This is a genomic window from Halocatena halophila (genome assembly GCA_027563145.1).
GTDB classification, from domain to species: Archaea; Halobacteriota; Halobacteria; order Halobacteriales; family Haloarculaceae; genus Halocatena; species Halocatena halophila.
Map to the genome: position 1 here is coordinate 779151 of CP071307.1, position 26336 is coordinate 805486.

General features: G+C 53.8%; 18 protein-coding genes, 1 tRNA gene and 3 rRNA genes. 11 read left to right on the plus strand and 11 right to left on the minus strand.

Annotation, left to right across the window (positions count from 1 at the left end; translation table 11 throughout):
• Nucleotides 1–376: 376 nt before the first annotated feature.
• Nucleotides 377–2515: a catalase/peroxidase HPI gene (katG, locus tag JXQ78_RS17545; RefSeq protein WP_330633139.1), complete on the plus strand. Its 2139-nt coding sequence runs from the start codon at nucleotides 377–379 to the stop codon at nucleotides 2513–2515.
• A gap of 309 nt (nucleotides 2516–2824) precedes the next feature.
• Here katG and JXQ78_RS17550 read toward each other — a convergent pair whose 3' ends face one another.
• From JXQ78_RS17550 to JXQ78_RS17560, 3 genes are all read right to left on the minus strand, one after another.
• Nucleotides 2825–3256 (minus strand): MOSC domain-containing protein, encoded by a 432-nt coding sequence (locus tag JXQ78_RS17550; protein ID WP_407934092.1) that lies wholly within the window; start codon nucleotides 3254–3256, stop codon nucleotides 2825–2827.
• 305 nt (nucleotides 3257–3561) lie between these two features.
• On the minus strand, nucleotides 3562–4545 hold the full coding sequence (locus JXQ78_RS17555; RefSeq protein ID WP_330633141.1) for a fumarylacetoacetate hydrolase family protein: 984 nt from the start codon (nucleotides 4543–4545) through the stop codon (nucleotides 3562–3564).
• Nucleotides 4542–5345, minus strand: coding sequence for a cyclase family protein (locus JXQ78_RS17560; protein ID WP_330633142.1), 804 nt, complete (start codon nucleotides 5343–5345; stop codon nucleotides 4542–4544). Before JXQ78_RS17560 ends, JXQ78_RS17555 begins: the two co-directional genes overlap by 4 nt.
• Nucleotides 5346–5666: 321 nt before the next feature.
• On the opposite strand from JXQ78_RS17560, the gene JXQ78_RS17565 reads away from it, so the two are divergent.
• Complete coding sequence (locus tag JXQ78_RS17565) at nucleotides 5667–6053, plus strand: DUF1428 domain-containing protein (protein ID WP_330633143.1); 387 nt, start codon at nucleotides 5667–5669, stop codon at nucleotides 6051–6053.
• Nucleotides 6054–6919: 866 nt separating this feature from the next.
• Nucleotides 6920–8194: a polysaccharide deacetylase family protein gene (locus JXQ78_RS17570; protein WP_330633144.1), complete on the plus strand. Its 1275-nt coding sequence runs from the start codon at nucleotides 6920–6922 to the stop codon at nucleotides 8192–8194.
• Nucleotides 8195–8274: 80 nt separating this feature from the next.
• On the opposite strand, the gene JXQ78_RS17575 is transcribed toward JXQ78_RS17570, so the two are convergent.
• From JXQ78_RS17575 to JXQ78_RS17585, 3 genes are all read right to left on the minus strand, one after another.
• Nucleotides 8275–8775, minus strand: a complete 501-nt coding sequence (locus JXQ78_RS17575) for a hypothetical protein (protein ID WP_330633145.1) — start codon at nucleotides 8773–8775, stop codon at nucleotides 8275–8277.
• Between the two features lie 386 nt (nucleotides 8776–9161).
• Complete coding sequence (locus JXQ78_RS17580; protein WP_330633146.1) at nucleotides 9162–9674, minus strand: winged helix-turn-helix transcriptional regulator; 513 nt, start codon at nucleotides 9672–9674, stop codon at nucleotides 9162–9164.
• A gap of 163 nt (nucleotides 9675–9837) precedes the next feature.
• A complete protein-coding gene (locus tag JXQ78_RS17585; RefSeq protein WP_330633147.1) occupies nucleotides 9838–10245 on the minus strand; it encodes a DUF7471 family protein in 408 nt (135 codons plus the stop codon).
• 196 nt (nucleotides 10246–10441) lie between these two features.
• Here JXQ78_RS17585 and JXQ78_RS17590 point away from each other — a divergent pair, with 196 nt between their 5' ends.
• Complete coding sequence (locus tag JXQ78_RS17590) at nucleotides 10442–11581, plus strand: acyl-CoA dehydrogenase family protein (protein ID WP_330633148.1); 1140 nt, start codon at nucleotides 10442–10444, stop codon at nucleotides 11579–11581.
• 100 nt (nucleotides 11582–11681) lie between these two features.
• On the opposite strand, the gene JXQ78_RS17595 is transcribed toward JXQ78_RS17590, so the two are convergent.
• From JXQ78_RS17595 to JXQ78_RS17605, 3 genes are all read right to left on the minus strand, one after another.
• Nucleotides 11682–12332, minus strand: a complete 651-nt coding sequence (locus JXQ78_RS17595) for a helix-turn-helix domain-containing protein (protein WP_330633149.1) — start codon at nucleotides 12330–12332, stop codon at nucleotides 11682–11684.
• A gap of 102 nt (nucleotides 12333–12434) precedes the next feature.
• Complete coding sequence (locus tag JXQ78_RS17600; protein WP_330633150.1) at nucleotides 12435–12881, minus strand: DUF488 family protein, N3 subclade; 447 nt, start codon at nucleotides 12879–12881, stop codon at nucleotides 12435–12437.
• A 155-nt stretch (nucleotides 12882–13036) separates the two neighbouring features.
• Entirely contained in the window at nucleotides 13037–13501 is a 465-nt protein-coding gene (locus JXQ78_RS17605; RefSeq protein ID WP_330633151.1) for a nucleoside deaminase, read from the minus strand.
• A gap of 542 nt (nucleotides 13502–14043) precedes the next feature.
• Between JXQ78_RS17605 and JXQ78_RS17610 the strand changes: the two genes are divergently transcribed.
• From JXQ78_RS17610 to rrf, 4 genes are all read left to right on the plus strand, one after another.
• A 16S ribosomal RNA gene (locus tag JXQ78_RS17610) occupies nucleotides 14044–15514 on the plus strand.
• Nucleotides 15515–15610: 96 nt separating this feature from the next.
• Nucleotides 15611–15682 (plus strand) — tRNA-Ala (locus JXQ78_RS17615).
• Between the two features lie 195 nt (nucleotides 15683–15877).
• Nucleotides 15878–18794, plus strand: a 23S ribosomal RNA gene (locus JXQ78_RS17620).
• Nucleotides 18795–18896: 102 nt separating this feature from the next.
• Nucleotides 18897–19016 (plus strand): 5S ribosomal RNA (gene rrf, locus JXQ78_RS17625).
• Together the 16S, 23S and 5S rRNA genes with 1 tRNA gene alongside form the textbook arrangement of a ribosomal RNA operon.
• A gap of 410 nt (nucleotides 19017–19426) precedes the next feature.
• On the opposite strand, the gene JXQ78_RS17630 is transcribed toward rrf, so the two are convergent.
• A complete protein-coding gene (locus JXQ78_RS17630) occupies nucleotides 19427–21136 on the minus strand; it encodes a carbamoyltransferase family protein (protein WP_330633152.1) in 1710 nt (569 codons plus the stop codon).
• A gap of 532 nt (nucleotides 21137–21668) precedes the next feature.
• Here JXQ78_RS17630 and JXQ78_RS17635 point away from each other — a divergent pair.
• Nucleotides 21669–23159 (plus strand): MATE family efflux transporter, encoded by a 1491-nt coding sequence (locus tag JXQ78_RS17635; protein WP_330633546.1) that lies wholly within the window; start codon nucleotides 21669–21671, stop codon nucleotides 23157–23159.
• Between the two features lie 83 nt (nucleotides 23160–23242).
• Here the strand turns inward: JXQ78_RS17635 and JXQ78_RS17640 are convergent, their stop codons facing one another.
• Complete coding sequence (locus JXQ78_RS17640) at nucleotides 23243–24079, minus strand: hypothetical protein (protein WP_330633153.1); 837 nt, start codon at nucleotides 24077–24079, stop codon at nucleotides 23243–23245.
• 220 nt (nucleotides 24080–24299) lie between these two features.
• Between JXQ78_RS17640 and JXQ78_RS17645 the strand changes: the two genes are divergently transcribed.
• Both JXQ78_RS17645 and JXQ78_RS17650 read left to right on the plus strand, forming a co-directional pair.
• Nucleotides 24300–25481, plus strand: a complete 1182-nt coding sequence (locus JXQ78_RS17645) for a M48 family metalloprotease (protein ID WP_330633154.1) — start codon at nucleotides 24300–24302, stop codon at nucleotides 25479–25481.
• Nucleotides 25482–25751: 270 nt separating this feature from the next.
• Complete coding sequence (locus JXQ78_RS17650; RefSeq protein ID WP_330633155.1) at nucleotides 25752–26195, plus strand: DUF3995 domain-containing protein; 444 nt, start codon at nucleotides 25752–25754, stop codon at nucleotides 26193–26195.
• Nucleotides 26196–26336: the final 141 nt, after the last annotated feature.

Below are 26336 nucleotides of genomic sequence, written 5' to 3' on the forward strand. Positions count from 1 at the left end.
GGTGATCCATTGTATCGAAGATTGGATTCGCACATATCAGTTTACTTTACCATTGTAACGACGGTCAGTGTAAAGTTGCTACGGAGAAGACAGTGACCGGAATAATTAATGGGCCCACAGATTTGTCGGATTATCCGTTGACTGCATACTCTCTGGGAAACCGAAAGAAGGGCCTCCATTACAGTAGTATCAATGGGGGTGAAATCTCTGTTCGGCTGAATCTGTCGATCGTATCGGGACCGAGTATCTCCGAAATGACCGTGGGGCTCCACCCCGTGAATAATATTTTTTGATTCAGTTAGATTGTTTTGGCGCTCTCGAACATCCCTTATCGAATTAGACAGTCTTAATATGCAAAAGCAATAACTCTCGTGTGATGAGTAAGACAAATCAAGATTGGTGGCCAAATCGGTTGGAACTTGACATTCTCGACCAGAATGCTCGTGACGACGATCCAATGGGCGAGGAGTTCGACTACGCAGAAGCGTTCAAGAGCCTTGATCTTGCCGAGGTCAAAGAAGACATCGAGGCAGTGATGACGGATTCGAAAGACTGGTGGCCGGCAGATTACGGACACTACGGCCCGCTTTTCATCCGGATGGCGTGGCACAGCGCCGGCACGTACCGGACAACGGACGGCCGTGGCGGAGCCTCTGGTGGACGCCAGCGATTTGCACCGCTTAACAGCTGGCCTGACAACGCCAACCTGGATAAGGCGCGCCGCCTGCTCTGGCCGGTCAAAAAGAAATACGGACGGAACCTCTCGTGGGCGGATCTGCTGATTCTGACGGGCAACGTTGCGCTCGAATCGATGGGCTTTGACACGTTCGGCTTTGCTGGTGGTCGTGAGGACGCCTACGCCCCAGATAAAGCGGTCGAGTGGGGTCCAGAAGAGGAGATGGAGGCCTCAGAGCGATTCGACGAGGATGGCGATCTGGAGAACCCACTCGGTGCGACCGTGATGGGACTCATCTACGTGAATCCGGAAGGGCCTGATGGTGAACCCGCACCGCTCGCGTCGGCCGAGAACATCCGTGAGTCGTTCGGTCGAATGGCGATGAACGATGAGGAGACGGTTGCGCTTATCGCGGGCGGACACACCTTCGGAAAAGTCCACGGCGCTGACTCTCCGGATAATCTCGGTCCTGAACCGGAAGCAGCGCCGATTGAGAGCCAGGGGCTCGGCTGGGAGAACGAACACGGCTCTGGAAAGGGTGCAGACACGATCACCAGCGGAATCGAGGGCCCGTGGACTTCTTCGCCGATCCAGTGGGATATGGGCTACCTCCGCAATCTGTTCGACTACGAGTGGGAGCCCGAAAAGGGACCAGGTGGAGCATGGCAGTGGACGCCAACAGACGACGACGCGCAGAACACCGCGCCTGGTGCCGAGGATTCCGCAGAGAAGGTGACGCCGATCATGCTCACCACAGACATTGCACTGAAAAAGGATCCTGACTACAGGGAGATTACCGAGCGGTTCTATGAGAATCCACAGGAACTCATGGATGCGTTCGCAAAAGCGTGGTATAAGCTCACCCACCGTGATATGGGCCCGCCGTCGCGGTTTATTGGTTCGGAGGTACCTGACGAGGAGATGCTCTGGCAGGATCCACTTCCGGAAGTCGATCACGATCTGATCGACGCGGAAACGGCCGAAGCACTCAAAGCCGATATTCTTGATTCGGGGCTCTCGGTTTCTCAGCTCGTCAAGACTGCCTGGGCGGCAGCGTCGACCTACCGGGACAGCGACAAGCGTGGTGGTGTAAACGGTGCACGCATCCGACTTGAGCCCCAGCGTAGCTGGGAGGTGAACGAACCGGACCAGTTGGCGACTGTGCTCGACACCCTGACGGATATCCAGGAGTCGTTCAACGCCGAGCGGACCGACGGCACAGAAGTGTCGCTCGCTGATTTGCTCGTCCTCGGTGCCAATGGGGCCATAGAGGAGGCGGCGACTGCGGCTGGCTTCGACGTGAATGTGCCGTTCGAGCCGGGACGAACCGACGCCACACAGGAACAGACTGATGTCGAGTCGTTCGAGGCGCTCAAACCACGAGCGGACGGTTTCCGGAACTACTACGGGGACGAAGCCGAGCGAGAAGCTGAGGAGTTGCTCGTAGACAAGGCAGAACTGCTAGATCTGACGCCCACCGAGATGACCGTTCTGGTTGGTGGCCTCCGAGCGCTTGATGTAACCTATCAGGACAGCGACCTTGGTGTTCTCACCGAACAGCCCGAAACGTTGACCAATGACTTCTTTGCAAACCTGCTCAGCATGGAGACCGAATGGGAGGCGGTGTCCGACGATGAACAGGTGTATGTAGGCTACGACCGTGAGACTGGCGAGCAGCGCTGGAAGGCCACGCGCGCCGATCTCATCTTCGGATCGAACGCCCGACTTCGCGCAATCGCGGAGGTGTACGGCGCTGATGGCGCAGCAGAGAAATTTGTCAGTGACTTTGTCGATGTGTGGCACAAAGTGATGACGCTCGACCGATTCGATCTGGAGTAATCTCGACCGGCTTTTCTTTCGCGCTGTTATTAGTGGTTCATCTCGAACCGAACTCGTTCGTTATGGCCTCTACATTGTTCGAAATTTCTTCCGATAATTGGCTGGAAATATCATTTTTATCAATGTCACTCGTGTGTCTGTAGATGATGTTTCGAAGGCCGACATGACCGCCGGCCGTTCGTGGGTCTGCACTGGTTTCGTACTGGCTAATCCGTTCTCCTTCGTGGAAAATCACATACTTACACGGTTTCGACTCGCCAGTCGTCATTTCGACGACGATGGATCCAGTGAGTTCTATGGATACCACCATTACCACCGTACCTCATCATCGCGGTCGATGTTCCCCGATTCGAGAACTGATGCATTCAGGCCACCTCGGTGTGTAAGCGCATCAGTGAGCCCATTCTCTCCGACGAGCGCTTGCATGTAGCCACAGGGCTCACACAGCTGGATTCCTTCACAAACAGCGTTTCCGACGGTAAACGTTTCACCCACGAGGTGGTTGAGCGGTACATTCTTCGTCGTGACATTTCGACGGTGTGAACCGGGTGGGAGTCGGATATCCGCGTCTCGTTCGATGGCGGTCAGTGCTTCCGTCTCGATGAATGTGATGTCGCTCGCTTCGGTGTGCTCTCGGCTTGGATCTTCGTCGAGTGCGTTCCACAGTCCTCGGCCTTCGAAATATCGATCGCCGCGAAGTCCGCGGTCGGCGACGGCCTCGACCGTTTCTTTTGGTTCCATCGGCTCCCCACTGTCTGGTGCGATATATATCTCCGTTACCGTCCCGCGTTTCATGAGTACTGTTCGTATACGAATGAGATATGCGTTGTGCCAGACACGATTGATCGTTCGTATCTGCTCACTCAATGGATAATGGTGTCCAGAGCAGCATGGCTGATGGACCTGATTGCTAGTGTTAGAATCCAATTCATGGACTTCAAACCTATTTTGTGACAAATACCACGGATATCATCCGGTAGCACAACAAATATTCACGATATTTATCCATTTTATGAAAATAAATATGCCCTGTGCGGTCGACGGACTCACCCCTTCGAATTGACGATATGATTTTCTAGGGTTCCAATCCCGTCGACTGAGAGCGTGACTGTAGCGCCTGGATCAAGAAATCGACCGAGTTCGAGCCCGCATCCCTCCCCAACCGTGCCGCTGCCGATGACATCGCCTGGATAGAGCGTCTCGTGCTGTGAGATGTGTTCGATCATCTCTGCGAACGAATGTTGCATTGCTCCCGGCGTCCCCTCCGACCAAATTTCACCATCAACCGAGGCGGTCATCGTCGCGTCTTCGAGATCGAACGCGTCGGGCGTAACCAGATATGGTCCCAGTGCGTTGGCGAAATCCTTGCCCTTGGCGGGGCCCAGATTGCCTTGCATCTCCTGTAACTGGATGTCTCTCGCGCTAAAGTCGTTAAAAATTGTGTATCCTGCGATGTACGACTCTGCTCTGTCGGCCGGAATATTCCGTCCTTCGCGTCCGATGACCGCGGCGAGTTCGAGTTCGTAGTCCAACTGGTCCGTGTAGGCAGGCCATTCGACCCTCGCACCGGTTCCGACGATTGAATCCGGATTTCCTTTATAGTACACCGGAAACTCGTACCAGACCTCTGGAATCGATTCACCGAGGCTGTTTTTGACGTGTTCTTCGAACGCCATACAATCGCGCAGCGAGTTCGGTCGTACTATCGGACTCAACAATTGCACTGCACTGCTTTCGAAGTAGATCTGAGCACCGTCTGGTCCCAGTTCGATGTCGGTCTCTGATATGAACGATACGGTCTCTCGGACGGCATCGATTGCCCGATCACCACGACGCAAGAACGCACACATGTCGGGTGGAACGATGACTTCAGCGAGTTCAACAGGTGTCGCGTCACCCCGGTCGTCGAGCACACATGCGTAGCCAGTCGTCGCGTCAAGCAACCGCTCCTGTGTGTCACCCTCAAGACGGACACCGAGTCGTTGTTTCGGACCGAGCGGTGTCGGAACCTCGAAGCTGGCGAGCTTCATGGACCTTCCTCGAAAAGTGCAACCGGACGCACCCACCCGGCGCTCGCTCCCTCGATTACCACTGGCGTTGTCACGAGTGGAACGTTCGTCTGCCGAGGAAGAGAATCAAGATTTGCCATTTTCTCAATCTGGCAGTATTCGACCTCTCGTCCGGCCAAATGTGCTGGCCAGAGTTCCTCGGAATCGCCGGTCTCTGCGTAGCGTTGGCCCATATCTGTGAAGGGTTTGTCGAAGCCGTAGGCATCCGTGCCGATTACTCTCACACCTTGTCTGGTGAGGTGTTTCGTTGCTGGTGCACTCATCCCTGGAAACTCCATCAAATACTCCGGGTCGCCCCACAGTTCGTCCGAGCCGGTGTGAATGAGTACGATTTCGCCGGCTGAAAGCGTGTGATCGAGTGCTTCTAGCTGGGCGTCGAGGTCCTCGGGTGTGATTTCGGTTCCGGCTTCTTTCCACGTAAAATCGAGCACCACTGCGTCTCCACAGCACCACTCGATCGGTATCTCTTCAATTGTTTTTGCAGGGCTGTCTCCAACCGCTGGTCCGTAGTGCCACGGTGCGTCGAGGTGTGTTCCTGTGTGGGTGATCGCCTGTACCGTTTCCCATGCGAGTCCCATCTCATCAGGAAAATCCTCCGCAGTCACGTTTTCGGTGCCGGTCGCCCGGAGATTTTCGGCAAGTATTGTAGCTCCCTCGCTATGATCTAACGATTCGACTTTGGGTGGCCACGGCTCGCTGGGGACTCCTGGCTCGATGCCGATGCTCAGGTCGATGACCTGAACGTCGGAGAGTGAAAGCATACCTACCAAACTCTATGGCTGGGTCGATATAATTTCGCATCACTCAATTTTTACAAATGGCGCGATCCATCCTGAACTCTACGACCAGTTTGAGACTCTTCATCTGGGTGGTGTCGGCTGATTTTGATGTTTGATGTTGCTATATCTCTACTAATTTGGAAATCGTAGCTGCGTGTTCCGCAAACGCACTTTCGGTCGATCACAGCATCGGTGTGCCCTGATTGCTGCGTAGCGTGGTTCTAATCAGTACTATTATTGGCCAGTTTTCTATATGAAATACTAAAAATTTTTATTGTGCCAGGGAACGTATTTTTCATAGTTATGGAACGCTATGTCGATGGATTCGTACTGCCCGTCCCGGATGAAAAGGTCGATACGTATCGTGACATGGCAGCAGAGGTCGGGAAGCTCTGGATTGAGTATGGTGCCCTCGAGTACTTCGAAGGCGTCGGGGACGATATGAAACCAGACATGGACGGCATGTCGATCCGTACGTTCCCTCAGATTGCAGAAACCGACAACGACGAAACGGTGGTGTTCTCATTCATCGTGTTCGAGTCCCGAGAACACCGGGATACGGTGAACGAAAAGGTGATGGCCGATATCGAAATGGAGTCACAAGAGGCTGCGAAAGAAATGCCGTTCGAGATGGAGCGCATGGCCTACGGAGGATTCCGATCCATCGTCAGTATGGATGCCAATGATTGAGTGACTCAAATGAGGAATAAAAATCCAGGGCGAAACGTGGAATAATTATCCTCTACCCTCCAGCAATCACCCCATTATAACGTGGAATACGACAAATCCTGTGAGGAAAAACAGGATGATGGCCAAAAGCGCGTGTAGCGTGGGATGCATATCGACGTTGGATAACAATAGATAGTGTAATCCCGTGGCTAGTATGACCGACGATACTACCCCAATGGCTACCATTTTCCAGTTTTGCTCCTCCTCCGGTCCACTTTGGTCGCTTTCGGCCGCGGTGTCAGACGACATTGTTGTTCCCCGACTGTCCCATTGAGTTCTTGGTGGGCTCAATCTGGAATGAATTCTTATAACTTTTCGGTACTGTGTCTGGGCTCCTCTCTCCGGTGGTAGTGTCTGTCATATTGTGGTTCCTCCAGATGAGTGGGTGTGTTCAACGGTGGCGTCCCTCAATAATTGATTGTCATCTGTCTAATCTGGAATATGATACGATTGTATTCGCCCGGGTTTAGATTCTCAGAAATAGGGTATAAGTCTTTGTCTGGATAAAATTATTGAATAGCCCCATCGAAATATTGAAACATTGGTGGGATGGAAACGAACGGTAGCAACGCAGTTAGATGAACTTCTACAGTATGACAGTTCGTCTGTGAACCTCTCTCGACCCAAACTCCTGGGCGACTCTGTTCCGGAGCGACAATGAAACGAAAAATCGCTTCATAGATCCATCAGGCTGTTAGAGGACCGGGAATGAACTGGTAGACATTGGATCTGTGCTGCTATACTGGTAGTTTGTCTCCGTCATATGGTTTTATTCTCCAGTAAGCGATACATAACTAATAGCTACAGTTTTGACTGTTCTGCATAGCATGCGCAGACGGAAGTTCCTCGGTACCGTGACCACCGCTGTTGGCCTCTCAACGGTGTCTCTTCCACGGGTAGGATCCGATATTGAACAACACGAGAACACAGCTCTCGAGGCCCACGAAAAAACGATACAGAATGTGACGCACGACCAGACGACACCAGATACGACGAAGGAGTCGCTCCCCTCCCTGGATCGGTTCGTTGTAGAGGGCCGACAGCTAGACGATCTGGAAGCGGTGTCTCACTGGAGTGGCGATGTAACACCAGCAGACGAACGTTCGTTTACGGGATCGCAGTCGCTCAAAGTCCAATCATCCACCGGTAAGGCGATCGCGGTTGGTGATTTTTCTGATGATCCGCTTGACCTACAGGGAAACGATCTCTCACTGGCCTACTATCCTGATCTTCCAGACGCCCAGCCATCGGTGTATCTAGAACTGTTCGCGCCTGATCGTGCCAATCGGCTCCAGCTCAAGGGAACGTACGATGGACACGTTTCCATGGACTGGCACCGGCTCGATATCGCACCACACAAGACGTTTGGGGAGCCTGATCTGTCCCGCGTTGAACGGGTACGATTCATCATCAACGCCGACGAGATCCGGGTGTGGATCGATGATCTACGCGCACACACCTCTCCCGACACTGGGAAGGTCATACTCAGATTCGACGACGGGTCGTTGCGCCACTACACCGACTACTTTCCGCTGCTGTCGGAGTATGGCTACCCAGCGATTGCAGGAGTGGTCATCAACGGCGTGGGCAACGACTCGCAGATGTCCATCGAGCAACTACAGGAGATGGAAGCGAGTGGCTGGGAAATTCTCAGCCACACGATGGATCATGATGCCATCACCAAACTCTCAGCGGATGAACTTCGTGCGGATCTGGAGGCTAGTGCTGAATGGCTAACTGAGCATGGTTTCGGGCACTCGACGGAGTATTTTATCACTCCGTACAACAACTACGATGGCGACTCTCTCGACGTTCTGGATGAGCATATCGATCTCGCGTTCACGGGTGGTGGTCCGACGAATGCGGCCCTCACGAGCCCGCTTACAGTTCCTGCAGTGAATCCTGAAAAGGAAGAAACGCAGACGTTACGAGCGATCGATCTCGCCGCGGAACATCGACAGCTGATCGTTTTGATGTTCCACGGTATCAATACCGACCGACTGGAGGCCATCCTTGCGCATATACAGAGCAAGGGCGACCAGTTGGATGTAATCACTGCCTCACAACTCCACGAGACGCTCGTGCAACTTCATGGATTGTAGCGGTTTTTACGGCCTCACATTGGTTATCTCCCGGATCCAAAGCTACACAGCTGGAACCTCAATCTCGTGGGTCTGCTGTGCTATTTGACGATTGTCACGGAATCGTTTCCGGAGTAACCGTGGTTGCCGGTTTCATCACGTTCCCACAGGAGTGTTGCCGTCGTGTCACCGCGTTCAAATTCGGTCTCTTGCGTTGGGAAATGAAGGACGAGGCCGTCGATTTCGTTCTCACTGTGACCCCCGTGTGCTGGTCGTGCACCGGCTCCCTCTTCGACGGCGTCTTTCGCGCCGAACCGATAGCGAACTGCCCGGTCGGTCGGATCGAACACGACTGACTCTCCGTTATCGTCCGTGAATTCGGTTTCGTAGACCGCAACTGGGATGACCCCCCTGGCTGTGGAGTTGATTCGATTACGCTCGCACCCGGGTCGGATATCCATCGCGAGTTCGTTCGGAAAATGGGCACTTCCCCGACGGCTCAATCCAGGGATAGCGATCGTCGCTGTTGCGACACCGATACCCGATTTGAGAAACTTCCGGCGGTCGACTCGATACGGTAGCGAATTTCCATCTTTTTGCATAATTTATGTCCAGTCTCGGACACTCACTGTCGAGACCATTCAGGAATATGGCGAAACTACTGGTATTGATTGTGGCTCGATCATCGAAATGTTCATACGACGCATGTACGAGCGCTTGTGACGGCGTCTAACGGATTCGCACTGCCAATTGTGTCGATCTGGAATGGACTGTGACCGTTCGATTTCGATGATGAAACCACAATAATTCTTTACAGGTGTAGATGTGTAATGGCAACAGTTCACAAATGGCCGGTCGTGTGCTGTGTGGGTCGTTGGGTGGAGAAAACAACCGCACAGAAGTTCGAATACAGGATGCATTCTGGAACCCATCAGTATATGCGTTGAGCAGGCTCTCTCCGAGAATTTCAGATCTCTCAGGGAGACCGTCACTCCGAGAGAAGCGTATCGACGAACCGCATGAACCGGTCAACCAGACGATCAGGCAGCGCTGGGGAGATCTCCTTGAGAAGAATTGCCGTGTCATCTGGACGCGAGGGGACGAGTGTGACTCGATTGTGCCAGTCACGATGCTTTTCGACGAGATCCTGTTCGGATAGCCGATCAACGTGCCACTCTACCGTACTGCGTGCCAAATCGAGTTTGCTAGCGACTGTTGCTGGAGCCGTTGGTCCGTGTTCAAGCAGATACAACAGGATATCCCGAGCAGTTTCTCGCCGAAATAACGCCAGTGAACCACGCTCCCACTGCTCGAAACCAGGTGGATAGTAGTGAGTTTGGCCGTAATATTGCTCTGCAACGATTTGTTCTCCACGTATTAATTTCTTGATATGATACTGGGTCTGACCCGGGGCAAGATCGAGCTGTCGCGTGAGCTCGTTGAAATGCAGCCCTGGGTGGTCTACAATATGGTCGTGAATACGATCTCGTTGGTGGGTCATGCGTTGGACGTTAGGGAGCTGTCCGGTAGTCGTTCATTGTCGATGGGGAGCGCCAGCTCAGGGGTGAGAAAGCGAGGTTACTGTTCGGACTGGTTGAGTACTGATCCATACACCCTGTTAATTGGCTATTAGAATGGACACACCTGAGCCCGTCGATCCGAAATCACTTCTGTTGGTTCTGAACGTCCTGTGATACGGCTGGCTTCTTGGCAGTAGCATCGTCCTCGTCCGCAGCAAAGGACCGCTGGGATCTACTCTGATAGACAGTAATCAGCAGTAGTACTGCGACGAAACAGTCCAGTCCATGTTCGATGAAATGGTGTATCGTCATTGGAACAGCTCCAACTGCCGTTCCCCATCCGATAACAGTCCGGAGAACGAGCGCACCCAGTGCAAGCGTAATCAGCAGATATGGCATTGATCGCCGTCGGTACAGCGCTGTCAAGCCAATACAAAAAAGCGCGATGGTGCCGAGGCCGGCAAGTACCAATCCGGCAAAGAGAAATGGAGCAAATTCAGAGCTAACCCATTCCGCGGCGAGGGTCATCGGTACCCCCTGTAAACTACTCACGCTGGATAGTTAGCGTGGAAACGCTAAATCGCTTTGGTCCATCTTTTGTGATGCGTTGCGGGCGGTTTGGCGGGGGGATCACATTGCTGTAGACGTATTCTCTGTCTGGTGGCACATTGAATTCCACGGTGATCTGATTGAGGAGACAGTTCCCTGTGGGTACCATGTTTAGTTTCCCTGCGTTCTACTATCTCGTATGCGGTTCGAATTAAAAACGGAACAACAGTCGCTCCGAAATGAGGTACGATCGTTTGCACAAACCGAGATTAAACCACGGGCAATTGAGCTTGATCAGCGCGAAGCATACCCCACCGAGATCCTTGATACCCTGAGTGAACGGCGATTTATGGGACTGACTCTTCCTGAAAAATATGGTGGCCGTGGAGAAGGTGCCGTCGAACTCGCTCTGGTGATTGAGGAACTCTCTGCAGCATGCATGTCCGTGGCCAGTATACTTGGGTTGCATCTCGGTGTTGCGACTGTCATTGAGCGGTTCGGCTCCGACGAACAGCGTGACACACTGATTCCCGAGATGGCATCGTTTGATACGGTCTGTGCCCTCGGGCTCAGCGAAGCGGATGCAGGAAGCAACAAACTGGAAATGGAGTCCACTGCAAAACGAGATGGCGATGGATGGACGCTCACTGGCCACAAACAGTGGGTGACAAACTTCCCTGAGGCTGATTACGTTCTCACGTACGCGAAGACGGGCTCGACCGAGAATGGGTCACACAATATCAGCGCGTTTCTCGTCCCAACTGAGAAATTCGAGGTTGAAGAGGAGTGGGATACATTGGGAGCGAACAGCGTCAAATCACCGCGTATCACTTTCAATGACGTCTATGTCCCTGCGAATCGACTCGTCGGGAGCGAGGGTAAGGGATATGTTGAGCGCGGAGAGATTCACACAGGAATAAACGTTCCTGCCCGGGGTGTCGGCGTCGCACGAGCCGCACTTGAGGATACGGTTGCGTACACGAGCACTCGTGAACAACATGGCCAACACATCGGTGAATTTCAGGGTGTGCGCTGGGATGTCGGCAAGATGGCTGACCGTGTCGATACGGCACGGTTGTTAACACTCCGGGCTGCCGATCGTGCTGACCGTGGATACAACGTGACTCGTGAGTTCAGCATGGCGAAAATCAACGCAACACAGGCTGCAGTAGACAACGCGAACGCCGCCGTTCAGTTCCATGGCGGCATGGGATATACGACCGAATATCACGTACAGAGATACCTTCGTGATGCAAAGCTCCTCACAATCGCTGGAGGACCAAATGAATGTCACAAGAATACACTGGCAGAGGCGGTGTTCGAACACCATACGCCGTGACCACCAACGAGCCATCTTCATCTAGTGGCTGTCACATGAGACTCTTGCAGGGCTCTGTGTGAGCTTTGGAGCCAAAATAGTCGTATAATTTCCGTGTGGTTCATCCGATCTGCAGCGATGAAAACACGACCGCTTCGATCTTCCGGAGGTGTTCACCAACGGTCGTCTCCGAGAGGCCAGTCGCCTTTGCAATGTCTTTGTACGTGGTATTGCGTGGTTCCTGATAGTAGCCCAGATCAGTTGCTGTCCTGAGCACCTCGCGTTGGCGCTCGGTCAGTTGGGAGACGACATGCCGGGTAGTTGGTGTGTAGGGCCCCGTTCGTTCGACTTCAATCCTGACGCCGTCTGGTTGATTGGAAAGGGCTTCAGTAAATGCGGCTTCTGTTCCGATGTATGTCACCCGGAGGCCACCGTCGTCGGTGTGCTCGACCGGCATATCCATCAGGGATGATGATTTCCGGCGTTCTTCTAGGAGCATTCGAGTCAGCTCGTCGGCCCCATACCGTGTGTATGAGAAAAACCCAGCATCATCCCCAGAGAGTGAGAACTCAACGACTTCGGGCGATTCGTTCAGCACTTCTCGGAGACCCGCAATGTCGCCTCGCCCTTCGGCAAACATCGCAACGGTATCGTCGTCGAGCAGTTCCATGCGGTGAGTGGCCCGGTACTCCAGTCCGAGTTCGTTTACCCGTCGGTCCAGCCGGTTGATCCCATCCCCTTTTGGGTAGGCCACGAACGTGACATAGCGCATGCTTTTGAATCGATCCCAGACAACAAAACCGTTGATCGTATGCGTTCAATGATTGGCTACATTGTGCACGTCACAGGCAAACGTTGAGAACTAATACGACGCTCAGGGCGCATCTTCTTGCTGTTCTGTGATATATTCTCGGATGAGTGTTCGATGACACCGTTTTTTCTTGGTGTTTTCGAAACAGACGAGTATGAGGTGTTCACCGTCGCTGAGTCTGTCTCTGAGCCTCCTGACTGCTGTGTTCGCGGCAGTATCCGATCTGAGATGTGAGTAGTATTGGTCGTAAAAATCGGTTGCCTCCCAGGCAGCGTTGTGCGCGCCTTCATCACACAAGCCCTGCATTTTAAAATCCTTGTTCTGCTGTTTGACCGCATCGAGAAGTGCTGCTGGCGGGCCAAGTGCCCGAATGTTTTCGTCGACGGCGGCGTTGAACCAGCCGGTTGGTCGTCGGACGACCCCCACGAGGGTTGCGGCCGGAGGGACCTCAACGAGGTCGTGTTGTAGCGCTGCGATATACGTATCCCCGAGACGGTCGGTCAGTGACATGGGTGTATCCTGTGGTAGTATCTCACACGTACTGAATCTCTGGGTACGAACCGACAAATCTGTGCCATTGCAGTCGCTCGGTTTGTCGATATGTGAGTTTTCTCACCGAGTCCTTACAGCCGGGAGTAGGGCCTTCCAAATGAGTTCAGGCCTGCTCACCAGTCGTAGTCGGCGTGGAGTTGACGCCCCTCGTCGTTCAACAAGCCCCCGATAACGTCACTACTATCACCAAGAATTGCTCTGGACCGCACGCCTGGTGTGGATTCCGTGAACGTTGCGATCTCATCACTGCTGACACTGTAGATGACACGCCCGAATCCGGCGGTTACCATTCCACCTGCGCACATCGGACAGGGTTCTGTGCTCGTGTACATGACCATCTCTTCGCGCACAGCAGGAGAGTATTCCTCACACGCACGGTAGGCAAGATGAAGCTCAGGATGTCGACGGATATCACCGGCAGTATTCACTCGATTCGAATCGCTCATGAGTACCGTATCGTCACGGACGAGCACGGACCCGAACGGTTCGTCGCCCCGATCGGCGGCCTCTTGGGCCAGTTCAAAAGCCGTGCGCATATGTTGTTCGTGAGCAAAGGAATCGAAATCTGTGCTGGACATGGTTGAATCTTCGTTGATGGCACGTATTATTCGTTCTACTGGTTCCACACAACGCACATGCTCGTTAATGGGAACTGTGCTGTGGCCCCCACCGAACGGAACGTTCTGAATGGCCAGTGGGATCGACGGAGTCTCTGCAATTGAACGCGGATAGCTTCGGGAGAGATTCGAAGTCCTTATGTATGAATGTACGTTTCTTCAAAATAGGTTGCCAGCGTGGATCTGTCGGATGGATTCACGCCCGATTCGATGCCTTTATGTATATGAGGGCATTCGGATGGTATATGCAGCGAGCATGGGTCGTTGGATCCGACTCATGCTCGGATCTGATCGTCGGGCCGGTTCGATGGGTTTAATACCCACAACGGCTTCGAATTAGATCCGAAGGAGATGAGGATTCCACCCCTACGGTCCGCCGTACAGATGGGATCTGATGTTAGCCCTGATAGTTCGGTGATACTCGGTTGGTCGAGTATTCCCGAACGTCCGATAGATGGTGATGCGACATGCATCCCGCCTCGCCCCTCGTTTTGAGGGGCAACATTCCGGTTGATCCTGCCGGAGGCTATTGCTATCGGAATCCGCTTTAGCCATGCGAGTCGCACGGGTTTAGACCCGTGGCAAACTGCTCAGTAACACGTGGCCAAACTACCCTATAGATTCGGATAACCTCGGGAAACTGAGGATAATCCGAAATAGCGCTCTATTGCTGGAATGCTGTGAGCGTGAAACGCCCCGGCGCTGTAGGATGTGGCTGCGGCCGATTAGGTAGACGGTGGGGTAACGGCCCACCGTGCCCATAATCGGTACGGGTCATGAGAGTGAGAACCCGGAGACGGTCTCTGAGACACGAGTCCGGGCCCTACGGGGCGCAGCAGGCGCGAAACCTTTACACTGCACGACAGTGCGATAAGGGGATTCCGAGTGCGAGGGCATATAGTCCTCGCTTTTGTACACCGTAGGGCGGTGTACGAATAAGGGCTGGGCAAGACCGGTGCCAGCCGCCGCGGTAACACCGGCAGCCCGAGTGATGGCCGCTTTTATTGGGCCTAAAGCGTCCGTAGCTTGCCAGACAGGTCCGTTGGGAAATCCACTCGCTTAACGAGTGGGCGTCCAGCGGAAACCGTCCGGCTTGGGACCGGAAGACCTGAGGGGTACGTCCAGGGTAGGAGTGAAATCCTGTAATCCTGGACGGACCACCGGTGGCGAAAGCGCCTCAGGAAGACGGATCCGACAGTGAGGGACGAAAGCTAGGGTCTCGAACCGGATTAGATACCCGGGTAGTCCTAGCTGTAAACGATGCTCGCTAGGTGTGACGCAGGCTACGAGCCTGCGCTGTGCCGTAGGGAAGCCGCGAAGCGAGCCGCCTGGGAAGTACGTCCGCAAGGATGAAACTTAAAGGAATTGGCGGGGGAGCACTACAACCGGAGGAGCCTGCGGTTTAATTGGACTCAACGCCGGACATCTCACCAGCTCCGACAGTAGTAATGACAGTCAGGCTGATGGTCTTTGCTCGAGCTACTGAGAGGAGGTGCATGGCCGCCGTCAGCTCGTACCGTGAGGCGTCCTGTTAAGTCAGGCAACGAGCGAGACCCACACCTCTAGTTGCCAGCAACATCTCGCGATGGTTGGGTACACTAGGGGGACTGCCGCTGCCAAAGCGGAGGAAGGAATGGGCAACGGTAGGTCAGTATGCCCCGAATGAGCTGGGCAACACGCGGGCTACAATGGTCAGGACAATGGGATGCTACCCCGAAAGGGGACGCTAATCTCCTAACCCTGGTCGTAGTTCGGATTGCGGGCTGAAACTCGCCCGCATGAAGCTGGATTCGGTAGTAATCGCGTCTCAGCAGGGCGCGGTGAATACGTCCCTGCTCCTTGCACACACCGCCCGTCAAATCACCCGAGTGGGGTCCGGATGAGGCCATTTCCGATGGTCAAATCTGGGCTCCGCAAGGGGGATTAAGTCGTAACAAGGTAGCCGTAGGGGAATCTGCGGCTGGATCACCTCCACAGACCGGGACCAGGTCGATGACCTGGCCCACATTTGCAGTTCGGACGTTCGGTTCGTCCAACCGAGCACTTCAGAACTATCAGGGCTAACAGGTAGGGCCCATAGCTCAGTGGGAGAGTGCCTCCTTTGCAAGGAGGATGCCCTGGGTTCGAATCCCAGTGGGTCCATGTTCGCCCGACCGAGATCGATTCCCTTAAGTGGGACTCAGTACTCGTTCGGGTAACGACAGATGCACCATCTCGTGCCAAGCGAGGATGGGAAGGGTCGATAACCACTCAAAACCGCCGAGTGGTTGATGAGACTGTATGTACGTGCAATCCAGGCGCTCACTGGACCCGTTCTCCGGGTTCCAGTTATTATTACCGTCGTGGCTACTGTGCCGCGTGGTGAATAGCTCGGCTCGAGTGCCGACGAAGGACGTGCCAAGCTGCGATAAGCCTCGGGAACCCGCATGGAGGGGTCGAACCGAGGATCTCCGAATGGGAATCCCTATAACAATTGCTTCGCGCAATAGGGAACGTCCAGAACTGAAACATCTCAGTATGGGCAGGAAAAGAAACCGTAAGGGATGTCGTTAGTAACGGCGAGTGAATGCGACATAGTCCAAACCGAAGCCTTCGGGCAATGTGGTGTACGGGCTGGTCAACAACAACGAAGCTTCCGCGAGAAGTCTTCTGGAATGGAGCGTGATACAGGGTGACAACCCCGTATCGCAGAAGCACCGTTGGGGACCAGATCCCTGAGTAGCGGGGGTCGGAAATCCCTCGCCAATGTGGCAGGCATCTACTGCCAAGACTAAATACAACTCGAGACCGATAGTGGACAAGTAGCGTGAGTGAACGCTGAAAAGCACCCTGAGAAAGGAGGTGCAATAGGGCTTGAAATCACGCGGTGATAGAGCGATGGGGCGTAGAAGGCCGATCGAAAAACGACCTGGGGGCGACCCCACTGTAGGAATCGATCGGAGCCGACGTCTTATCGTGCGTTTTGAAAAACGAGCCAGGGAGTGTACCTATGTGGCGAGTCTAACCCGATTATCGGGGGAGACGCAGGGAAACCAACAAGGCCGCAGCATTGCAAGGGCCGCCGTGTTCAAGCGCGGGGAGTCATATGGGTACGACCCGAATCCGAGCGATCTACGCGTAGGCAAGGTGAAGCATGGCGAAAGCTATGTGGAAGCCTGTTAGGGGTGGTGTCCTACAATACCCTCCCGTGATCTACGTGTAGGGGTGAAAGGCCCATCGAGCTCGGTAACAGCTGGTTCCAATCGAAACATGTCGAAGCATGACCTCTGCTAAGGTAGTTTGTCGGGTAGAGCGACCGATTGGGGTGTCTGCCTCCGAGAGGAGTCAGCGCCCCTGTCAAACTCCAAACCGACAGACGCCATGGATGCAGGGAGTCCGGTGTGCGGGGTAAGCCTGTGCACCATGAGGGAGACAACCCAGAGCTGGGTTAAGGTCCCCAAGTGTGGATTAAGTGCGATTTGAAGGTGGTCTCGAGCCCTAGACAGCCGGGAGGTGAGCTTAGAAGCAGCTACCCTCCAAGAAAAGCGTAACAGCTTACCGGCCGAGGTTCGAGGCGCCCAAAATGATCGGGGCTCAAATCCACCACCGAGACCTAGCGACACGTGTTAGAACGTGATTCCGTAGATTGGCGCTCCGATTGGGTGGAAGTATGGGATAGATTTCATATGGACCGATCGGTGACGAAAATCCTGGCCATAGTAGCAGCGATAGTCGGGTGACAATCCCGACGGCCGAACAGACAAGGGTTCCTCAGCAATGTTCGTCAACTGAGGGTTAGCCGGCCCTAAGTCTCACCGTAACTCGAATGAGACAAATGGGAAACTGGTTAATATTCCAGTGCTGTTGTGCAGTAAACGCCGACGCTTTGGGGTCGTCTGAGCCGGGCCTTCGCCCGGTCGAATCGTCGAAATCCGTGGAAGCCGTAATGGCACGAAGCGGACGAATGTCGAGATAGAGCAATTCAGACCAACCTAGAGCCCGTGAAAAGGCAAGCACAACATCCGTACCAAGATCCGACACAGGTGTCTGTGGCTGAGAACGCCAAGGCCTGTCGGGGACAACCGACGTTAGGGAATTCGGCAATTTAGTCCCGTAAGTTCGCGATAAGGGATGCCTGCCCCGGAATGGGGCAGGTCGCAGTGACCTAGACGCTCCGACTGTCTAGTAACAACATAGGTGACCGCAAATCCGCAAGGACTCGTACGGTCACTGAATCCTGCCCAGTGCGGGTATCTGAACACCTAGTACAATAGGACGAAGGACCCGTCAACGGCGGGGGTAACTATGACCCTCTTAAGGTAGCGTAGTACCTTGCCGCTTCAGTAGCGGCTTGCATGAATGGATCAACGAGAGCGTCACTGTCCCAACGTTGGGCCCGGTGAACTGTACGTTCCAGTGCGGAGTCTGGAGACCCCCAAGGGGAAGCGAAGACCCTATAGAGCTTTACTGCAGGCTGTCGCTGGGACATGGCCGCTGATGTGCAGCATAGGTAGGAGTCGTTACACAGGTAGCTGCTACTAGCAGCTCACCGAGACACCAGTGAAATACTACCCGTCAGTGGCTGTGACCCTCACTCCGGGAGGAAGACACCGATAGCCAGGCAGTTTGACTGGGGCGGTACGCGCTCGAAAAGATATCGAGCGCGCCCTAAGACCATCTCATCCGGGTCGGGAATCCGGAGCAGAGCGCAAGAGCAAAAGATGGTTTGACAGTGTTCTTCCCAACGAGGAACGCTGACGCGAAAGCGTGGTCTAGCGAACCCATTGGTCCCGCTTGATGCGGGCAATGGCTGACAGAAAAGCTACCTTAGGGATAACAGAGTCGTCACCGGCAAGAGTACATATCGACCCGGTGGCTTGCTACCTCGATGTCGGTTCCCTCCATCCTGCCCGTGCAGCATCGGGCAAGGGTGAGGTTGTTCGCCTATTAAAGGAGGTCGTGAGCTGGGTTTAGACCGTCGTGAGACAGGTCGGCTGCTATCTATTGGGGGTGTTTGGTGTCTGATGTGAACGGTCGTATAGTACGAGAGGAACTACGGTTGGTCGCCACTCGTGTACCGGTTGTCCGAAAGGGCATGTGCCGGGCAGCGACGCGACACGGGGTAAGGGCTGAATGCATCTAAGCCCGAAACCCACATAGAAAAGAGACACCGCAGAGATCACTCGTATAAGACGAGGTCGATAGACTTGGGGTGTGCGCGCCGAGGCAACGAGGCGTTCAGCCCGCGAGCACTAACTGATCAAAGCCACTTATTCGTACTGGACTCGAGAACGGGTCCGGGCGCAAACTGGATTGCACGTACGCGTAATACACCGATCGTGGTCTTCGACTACGGTTCGATTCCGTAGATCGGCATTGAGGCGGCCACAGCGGCGGGGTCAACTCCCGTACCCATCCCGAACACGGAAGATAAGCCCGTCTGCGTTCCAGCGAGTACTTGAGTGCGAGAGCCTCTGGGAAAACTGACCCGCAAGGGTGGCCAAGTGCAGGTCGAGGTTTGCCAGCTATAGTACACGCAGGGTTCGTCCCGGTGGAATTAGCGAACAGACTGTCGACGCCTGTTACTGGTGGTTCGCCGCCTTTCCATTCATACTTCATTCATATTTGCCTTGAGCAACAGCTTCGTTGCTCAGGGCTATTTTCATTTTGGAGAGCGACTGCCACATCGATGTATCGTCGATACTAGGGACGCTTCAAACATCTGGACCGTCCTGCAATGAGGGCGTCGGTGCGGTAAAACCGGAATGTGAGAACGTGTAGCGGTTGTAAACTACTCCGCCCTACGCGCTTTGTGCGTTGAGGACGGGGGCTTAGCGACTATCTTCAGCTAAATTCACGGTTCAAATCCGATTGTCGTTCATACCATCCGAGAGCGATCGTCCCCTGTTATTTCTCGATCACTATATTCTCCAGCACCAGACAATCGAGGCCCATACCGTAGAAATCCTTGATAGCTTCGGCCGGAGTCATGACGATCGGCTCTGCGTGATCGTTGAACGAGGTGTTCAATAGCACAGGAACGCCGGTAATCGCTTCGAATTCTTCGAGTAGTGTGTGATAGCGTGGATTTTGATCTTTCCGAACCGTCTGTGGGCGTGTCGTCCCGTCGGTTGGGTGAAGCACCGCAGTAATCTCGTCTTGTTTTTCTGGCTTGACGTTCGCGGTGGTGATCATGAACGGAGCTGACCGCGCCGGTTCGAGATACTCCTCCACAGCTGATTCGAGCATCGAAGGGGCAAATGGTCGCCATCCCTCGCGGTGTTTAACGAACTCGTTGACTCGATCCCGAGAGTCGGCCGTTCGGGGATCTGCGAGAATGCTCCGATTGCCAAGCGCCCGAGGACCGAGTTCAAGTCGGCCCTGAAACCAGCCGACGAGCGCACCGTCGGCGATCTGCTCGGCCACATACCGTTCGAGGTTGGCCGGTTCGTAGTAGTCGATCTTGTTTTCCGAAAGTCGCTCTCTGATCTCGTCGATGGGATAGGAGGGTCCGAGATAGACGGTCTCGAGTGGTTCAATCTCGTCCGGTGAATGATCGAGCCAGCCAGCTCCGAGTGCGAGGCCAGCATCGTGGGCTGCCGGTTGGATGAATACGTCATCCACCAGCTCCGATTCGATGACTCGTTGATTGACTTTACAGTTGAGAGCAACGCCCCCCGCGAGCGCTACGTTTGCCGTTTCGAGCTCACGACAGTAGGTTTCGACGATGTCCACGACGATCTCTTCGAGGAGCGATTGTGCCGTGAACGCGAGATCCTTTTCCCACTGTGTGAACTCACCGCCTTCAGTTCGGCGTGGACGGTCAAACAGCTCTTCGAGCTGTTCGATTCCTGGATCAGTTCCCCACTGTCTCGTCAAATGGGTAACGTCATAATCAACACCAGTGTCGATCACCTCACGGAGTGCAGATTCGATCTCGGGATTTGGATTTCCATATGGAGCCAATCCCATCACTTTCCCTTCGCCATTCGACATCCAATAGCCGAGATACTCCGTGATAATCCCGAAAAACAATCCGAGGCTGTTCGGATGTTCGTACGTCTGTATGCGGTCTAGCCCGTCACCGGTCCCACGCCAGACAACCGTCGAATCGTACTCTCCTTTCGCATCGATCGTGAGAACGAGTGCATTATCGAATGGCGAGGGATGAAACGCGCTCGCAGCGTGGCAGGCGTGGTGGGGTTTCGTCTCAATTTGTGGGACTGAGCCATCAATTTTCGAGAGCTCGTTTTCGATCTGCTGTGTTGGATACAGTTTCCCGCGAATCTGTGTGATGACGGTCTCTTCGAGCGATGCGAGTCGTTTTGGCCAGCTATCAGCAGTGAGTGCCGTCTGAATGTAGTGTGGGAGGATGTTCGTTTGAAGTGATGGATCGTACGGGAGTATGATTTTATCGAGATCTCCCATTGATAGGTTCCCGTAGTCGAGACACGCCTCGATTGCATTGTGCGGAAAGGTATCTACGGCGTGTTTCTGCCGAGTGATGCGTTCTTCCTCGACTGCGTAACAGAGATCACCGTCCCGAAAGAGCGCAGCGCTGGGGTCGTGTTGGCCATAAAGACCAATGGCTGGTTTAAAGGTTAGCGTATATGTCATTGTTGAGAATTATTTACCATTTCTCCATGCTGTTCGCAAGATGATGTATATTTAATCTGATATTTGGTCTAACACAAATAATGTCTTCTCCGGCTAGATCTGTTTGGGCACTGCTCGGTGGCGTCTTTTCGAACCGAGCGCTCAATCTATCGATATCTTGGGCAGGTTGTTGATAGATATGAATGCGGGAATTTCGACGGCGTGGATTTTCCCGTTCAACTCGTTCGTTACAGTCAATGGTCTTCATGTAATACGATATGGTACTCGAATAGTTGATTGACCGTAAATGCAACTATCCAATCTGTTACTTGGAGAAAACGATTGTAATATGAAACTGAATTCAGAATATATGCGTCTACTAATGAAACTGTATTGAATATAAGCCGCACCACACAATATACGTGTCCAATCCTCCTTGCAAATGGGGTGGCAACCACACCAATTGTGGTGGAGCTGCTCGTGTTCATGCGGATTTGGAGGCAGTTTACTATGCTGTGTGACATTAAGTGACTGGAAGTTCAATGGTATGACAATGGGATCGGAAGGTGACACGACAGTTCGACAGCGCGTTCAGACTCTCTTGTTACTTTTTCCGGCGGCACTCGGACGACTTGGTCTGGTAGAACACACGCGTGGGAAAGAAGCATTTGAGCTGGCGTTGCCTGTTATGGTCACAGGGACGGTTCGGACTGTCTTACGAACATCTGATTTTTTTATGGTCGGACTGGCTCTCCCGGCTACGGCACTGGCTGGACTGGAATTTGCGTTTCAGTATTACTTTGTCGGTTTTGGACTGGCGCTAGCCGTATCGAGTGGAACGATCAGCGTCGTTGCCCGACTCAAGGGTGCAGGACGTCACCACCGTGCAAATATTGCTATCAAGCAGTCTTTGTGGTTGTCTGTGCTCATTTCGTTGCCGCTCGTTGGAATTGCACAGGTCTATTCCGAACCCCTCATTGGTCTTTTGACGAACGATCCGGCGGCCATCACGCAGGGTGCAATCTACCTTCGAATCGTCACATATGCCCTGCTGTTTCGGTTCTGGTCGATGATTGCCGCCAGGGCGCTTCAGGGGAGCGGTGACACGCGGACGCCAATGTACGTTAATCTGATCACTGTACCCACGAATATCGGACTGAATGGAGTCCTCATATTCGGGGTCGGTCCATTTCCTCGGTTGGGAATTGCGGGTGCTGCGTGGGGGACGATGATTGCCGAAACAATCTCGGCGATCATTTTCTTCTATTTACTCGTGGGTGGTGAGTACGACGTTCGTCTTAATCCCGGGGGCAAACAGTGGGATACGGCGTTGGCAAGAGATATTATTTCAGTCAGCGCTCCGCTGGCTGGAAGTCGGTTAGTGGGAACCTTCGGACGATTTCCATTTCTGTTCGTTCTTGCAATCCTCGGGACGCCGGTCGTCGCAGCCTACTCCATCGGTCGACGCGTCATCATGCTCGCGATGATGCCAGCGTGGGGCTATTCGACTGCTTCGAGTACTCTCGTTGGACAGGCACTCGGGAGCGGTGAGGAGGCAAAAGCGACGGCCTACGGATGGGATACCACCAGAATAGCGCTGGTAACACAATTTTTGATTGCGGTGGTGATGGCGGTGATTGCTGGCCCGATCGCTGCACTGTTCAATACGGAGGCACCGGGGCTCACAGTTGGCTTTATCCGCGTGTTTGCACTGGCCGTCGGTGGTTTCAGCGTCGCACGGACGATGCAGGGGGCCCTTAGAGGCTCCGGCGATACTTCTTGGCCGCTCTATGGCAAGCTGCTCGGACTTTCTGCGCGACTTTCGGTGGTGTCGCTTGCGCTGCCGGCAGGGATGGTGCTGAAAGTGAATGGATTTTCGATTGCTCCAGGGCTTGGGGCCTCGATAGCAGCGGTCTTTGTGGCTATTCTTCTTGATTTTTATATTCAGGCGATGGTGAATCTTATTCGATTCTGGAGTGGCAAATGGCAAGTTATTGCTCACCGCACAGGTGTCGGCGTTGCCGACGGTGATTCGTCCCGGTAGTCCCGTTGACCTAGCTCTCCAACCAATCGTGCATTCTGCAGTCGGTCCAACTTCGAGTGAGCAATCGATGGGTGTGGGTGTCCCTACCGGACGCTTGCAGATTGGGGAGTGCGATCGGTACACTGACGAATCACCCCTCGAACCACATCGGCGGTGTCAGTAGTGGTCCCATAGATGACCGAATCAGCGTACGAGTCGATCTGACGGGTTACGTCGACGAGGCGGTCGACGCCAACGTTCGATGACGATAGTTGGAATGTGAGTGACACGTCGAGTGCTGCCAGTTCGTGCGCGAATCCACGGGCAAGTGATTCCACCCAGTAGGTCGTCTCATAACTAATTGAGCAGAGTGGAACGAGAAAGCCATCCACAAGGGGTGTAAGTTTCTGCGGATTGAGGCCAGTTCGGTCGCAGAGGTTTCCCGGATACGGATCGGGGTAGGCCGTCACGTATAACTCGTCGGCGCAGTGTGAGCTGGCGTCTCGGATGAACTGTGTAATCGTCCGTGCACGCCAGGCATGCCAGTCGTCGATGTCGCTCGCGCTAAATTTGCGTTCACAGGTTTCACACCGACAGAATTGGGCTCCTGGAAAGCCTGGAGTAGTGAGCCTGAGCGCACCCACACTACCGACTGTACTGATCCGCTCTAAGAGTGTCGTCCGGTATGTTTCGCTAGTTGGACAGACCGTTCCCCAGTGGTGTCCGTCAGTCTCTGGAACTGCCCGGGTACCATCGGCCGTTTGCGCTGCCAGGGACGGGTCTGCTCGAACGGCGGCCGTGTCTCCCCAGCAGGCAACGGTGTTGATGACATTCTCGAGCGGCGGTCGCTTGTTCGCACTCACGTTGTCTGTACTATAGTGGACAACAGTATCCGCAAATGCGTCCACGAGTGCTTTCTCGCTCGTGAGAATCCCGTACATGGTGTTCAGTAGTTGGGGTTACGGTGATAAACGCTCGCTCACGTGATCAGATCTACTGTGGCAATCTGTGATGTCTACCGTCTCCAAGCCATATGCTGTTTGTGAATATCGGGTAGCTATACCAATCTCTTTATCAAGTAGATCGTAATGTATCATATCCACCGTGGGAGTGCTTCAAATGGCCATACAGAAATCATCAACACGTCATTTACAGATTCGAATGGCAATACTGGTATTTCTCATTGTCGTTGCCAATCTAGCATTCGTCACACTCGTCGTTGAACTCGCCAGCCCACTGTTCATACTGGGATTTGTATTGCTCCCTGGTGATTTGATTCCTGGGCTCTTTGCGGAGATCAGGCTACTGATCATCCCTGTCACAGTGGTGTTCATGTGGTGGCAGTATCGGTACTTCCTTCGCGACGTTCTCGGGTCAGAAATGATAACAACGGATGTTGAGCCCGTCGAAGCGCTCGAAGCAAAGGTTACACGGCTCGGGGCTCAGACTGCAATCGCGCCACCGTCTGTTGCCATTATCGACTCGTCCGTTCCCAACTGCTACACCATTGGTCGACGATCGAACGCGACGATTGTTGTGAGCACTGCACTCGTTCAGACGCTTTCGGACGCGGAGATTGAGGCCGTTCTTGCACACGAACTCTCACACGTTCTCAATCGCGATGCAACTGTTATGACGATGGCTGTTGCACCGTTTTGGATCGCCCGACGAATTGGACGGCTTTTTGAACGGTATGTCAAAGGAATTGTCTACGTTGCCATCTCGATATTTGTTCTCTCCCAGATCTTTCTTATCACGTTTGGTCTCGGAGGGGAACTGCTCTCTCGGCTGGCCCCGGCCTACGATTGGTTCGTCTCCATGGCTCCGTTAGTTGGCCCTGGTCCAGTTATTGGTGAGATTCCGTCTGTCACCAGTCCAGATGCTATCAGGACCGTAATTGATATCGCCGTAGGGTTGATGATGATTCTGTTTTACGGTGGCGTATTGTTGCTTCCGGTCGTCATCGGGATGGGCATTTACTATGTAATCCTCGGAATTATTCCGCGGCAACTTTCAGTGTACCGGGAGTTTGCAGCTGATCGTGGTGCTGTTTTGTTGCTCGGAGAAGTCTCTCCCCTGGCGAGTGCACTCCAGACCCTTTCGGACGCAGACAATCGCCCGCCTGATGATCTGCGAACGGCCACCGAGCTTGCCACACTGTGTTTCATATCTGATGGGATTGTCGATACGAAGCTGACTGGTTCAACGTCCAACGACGAGGACGACCAGTGGTATCTCATTGATAGGCTCTCCCAACACCTACCGACGGCTATCGTTGCACATCCTTCGATCGAGTTGCGTCTGACTCGACTCCAAGCGATGGATCGGACTGTCGATGAGTAAGAGTGTATGAACTAGTTCACAACCAGTTAGGATTGTCTGGATACAGTTCATTATTCTATCTACTTTTCACGTTCGATTCTGGCTAGTATCCTCCGTTATCGCTGGAGCTGTGGTCTACAGGGGCGGATCTGTATCCTCGCCGAAGCCACTTCCGTAGGTATCTAACACTTCTGTAACAGTAATTCGGACTGAATCCCAACCCCTAGCCCCGTAATGTCTCGTGATATGACCGTCCAGAATTGTTATCGGGGGTTGCTTCGGAGTATTCGTATGCCAACTCTGGTTTCCCGTGGCTCGTCCTCAGCAGTCTGGCCTGCCTACGCGGCAGGCAGCTGGGCATCGCTGTTCATCCTCCACCACATGTACTGGGCATTCGGTGGTACGATCGGATTAGCCGGTCGTTCGATGACGGGCACGCTATTACTGGTGAATCTTCTTGCTATTCCCTTGCTTTTGGTCGCAACGGGTGCTGCATTCGCAACTATACAATCATGGGGCAAGATGCTTCCCCCTCAGGCACTGAGTGTGACTGTCTGGGGCGTGAGTGTTGTTTCGAGTGTGCGCGGTATCGGTGGACTCGTTCAACGGTTTCTTCTGAGCGGGCACAGTGATGGACACACGCTTTTAAGCACGATTGCTGATCCATGGTTCGTCCTCGGTGGCATTCTTTTTGGGCTGACAGCATCGGCCTTTACGTGGCAACCGAGCAACTGATACACGGCAGGGTTACAATTCGAGCTGGAACATCTCTAAGTAGCATGCTCGGCCGGGTGTACCGGGTGGAAATCATGTTCTCGAACCGCTTGGATAGGACATAACAAGACGAAGTGCGAGTGATATCTTGACTGTAGTGGA

Excerpts from the sequence above, each read along its gene's own strand:
- JXQ78_RS17605 (WP_330633151.1), bottom strand. The coding sequence starts at position 13,501 with ATGTCCAGCACAGATTTCGATTCCTTTGCTCACGAACAACATATGCGC.
- JXQ78_RS17575 (WP_330633145.1), bottom strand. The coding sequence starts at position 8,775 with ATGCAAAAAGATGGAAATTCGCTACCGTATCGAGTCGACCGCCGGAAG.
- JXQ78_RS17640 (WP_330633153.1), bottom strand. The coding sequence starts at position 24,079 with ATGTACGGGATTCTCACGAGCGAGAAAGCACTCGTGGACGCATTTGCG.
- JXQ78_RS17635 (WP_330633546.1), top strand. The coding sequence starts at position 21,669 with ATGGGATCGGAAGGTGACACGACAGTTCGACAGCGCGTTCAGACTCTC.
- JXQ78_RS17590 (WP_330633148.1), top strand. The coding sequence starts at position 10,442 with ATGCGGTTCGAATTAAAAACGGAACAACAGTCGCTCCGAAATGAGGTA.
- JXQ78_RS17650 (WP_330633155.1), top strand. The coding sequence starts at position 25,752 with ATGCCAACTCTGGTTTCCCGTGGCTCGTCCTCAGCAGTCTGGCCTGCC.
- JXQ78_RS17560 (WP_330633142.1), bottom strand. The coding sequence starts at position 5,345 with ATGCTTTCACTCTCCGACGTTCAGGTCATCGACCTGAGCATCGGCATC.
- JXQ78_RS17595 (WP_330633149.1), bottom strand. The coding sequence starts at position 12,332 with ATGCGCTATGTCACGTTCGTGGCCTACCCAAAAGGGGATGGGATCAAC.
- JXQ78_RS17580 (WP_330633146.1), bottom strand. The coding sequence starts at position 9,674 with ATGACCCACCAACGAGATCGTATTCACGACCATATTGTAGACCACCCA.
- JXQ78_RS17550 (WP_407934092.1), bottom strand. The coding sequence starts at position 3,256 with ATGGAACCAAAAGAAACGGTCGAGGCCGTCGCCGACCGCGGACTTCGC.
- katG (WP_330633139.1), top strand. The coding sequence starts at position 377 with ATGAGTAAGACAAATCAAGATTGGTGGCCAAATCGGTTGGAACTTGAC.
- JXQ78_RS17565 (WP_330633143.1), top strand. The coding sequence starts at position 5,667 with ATGGAACGCTATGTCGATGGATTCGTACTGCCCGTCCCGGATGAAAAG.
- JXQ78_RS17570 (WP_330633144.1), top strand. The coding sequence starts at position 6,920 with ATGCGCAGACGGAAGTTCCTCGGTACCGTGACCACCGCTGTTGGCCTC.
- JXQ78_RS17645 (WP_330633154.1), top strand. The coding sequence starts at position 24,300 with ATGGCAATACTGGTATTTCTCATTGTCGTTGCCAATCTAGCATTCGTC.
- JXQ78_RS17555 (WP_330633141.1), bottom strand. The coding sequence starts at position 4,545 with ATGAAGCTCGCCAGCTTCGAGGTTCCGACACCGCTCGGTCCGAAACAA.
- JXQ78_RS17600 (WP_330633150.1), bottom strand. The coding sequence starts at position 12,881 with ATGTCACTGACCGACCGTCTCGGGGATACGTATATCGCAGCGCTACAA.
- JXQ78_RS17630 (WP_330633152.1), bottom strand. The coding sequence starts at position 21,136 with ATGACATATACGCTAACCTTTAAACCAGCCATTGGTCTTTATGGCCAA.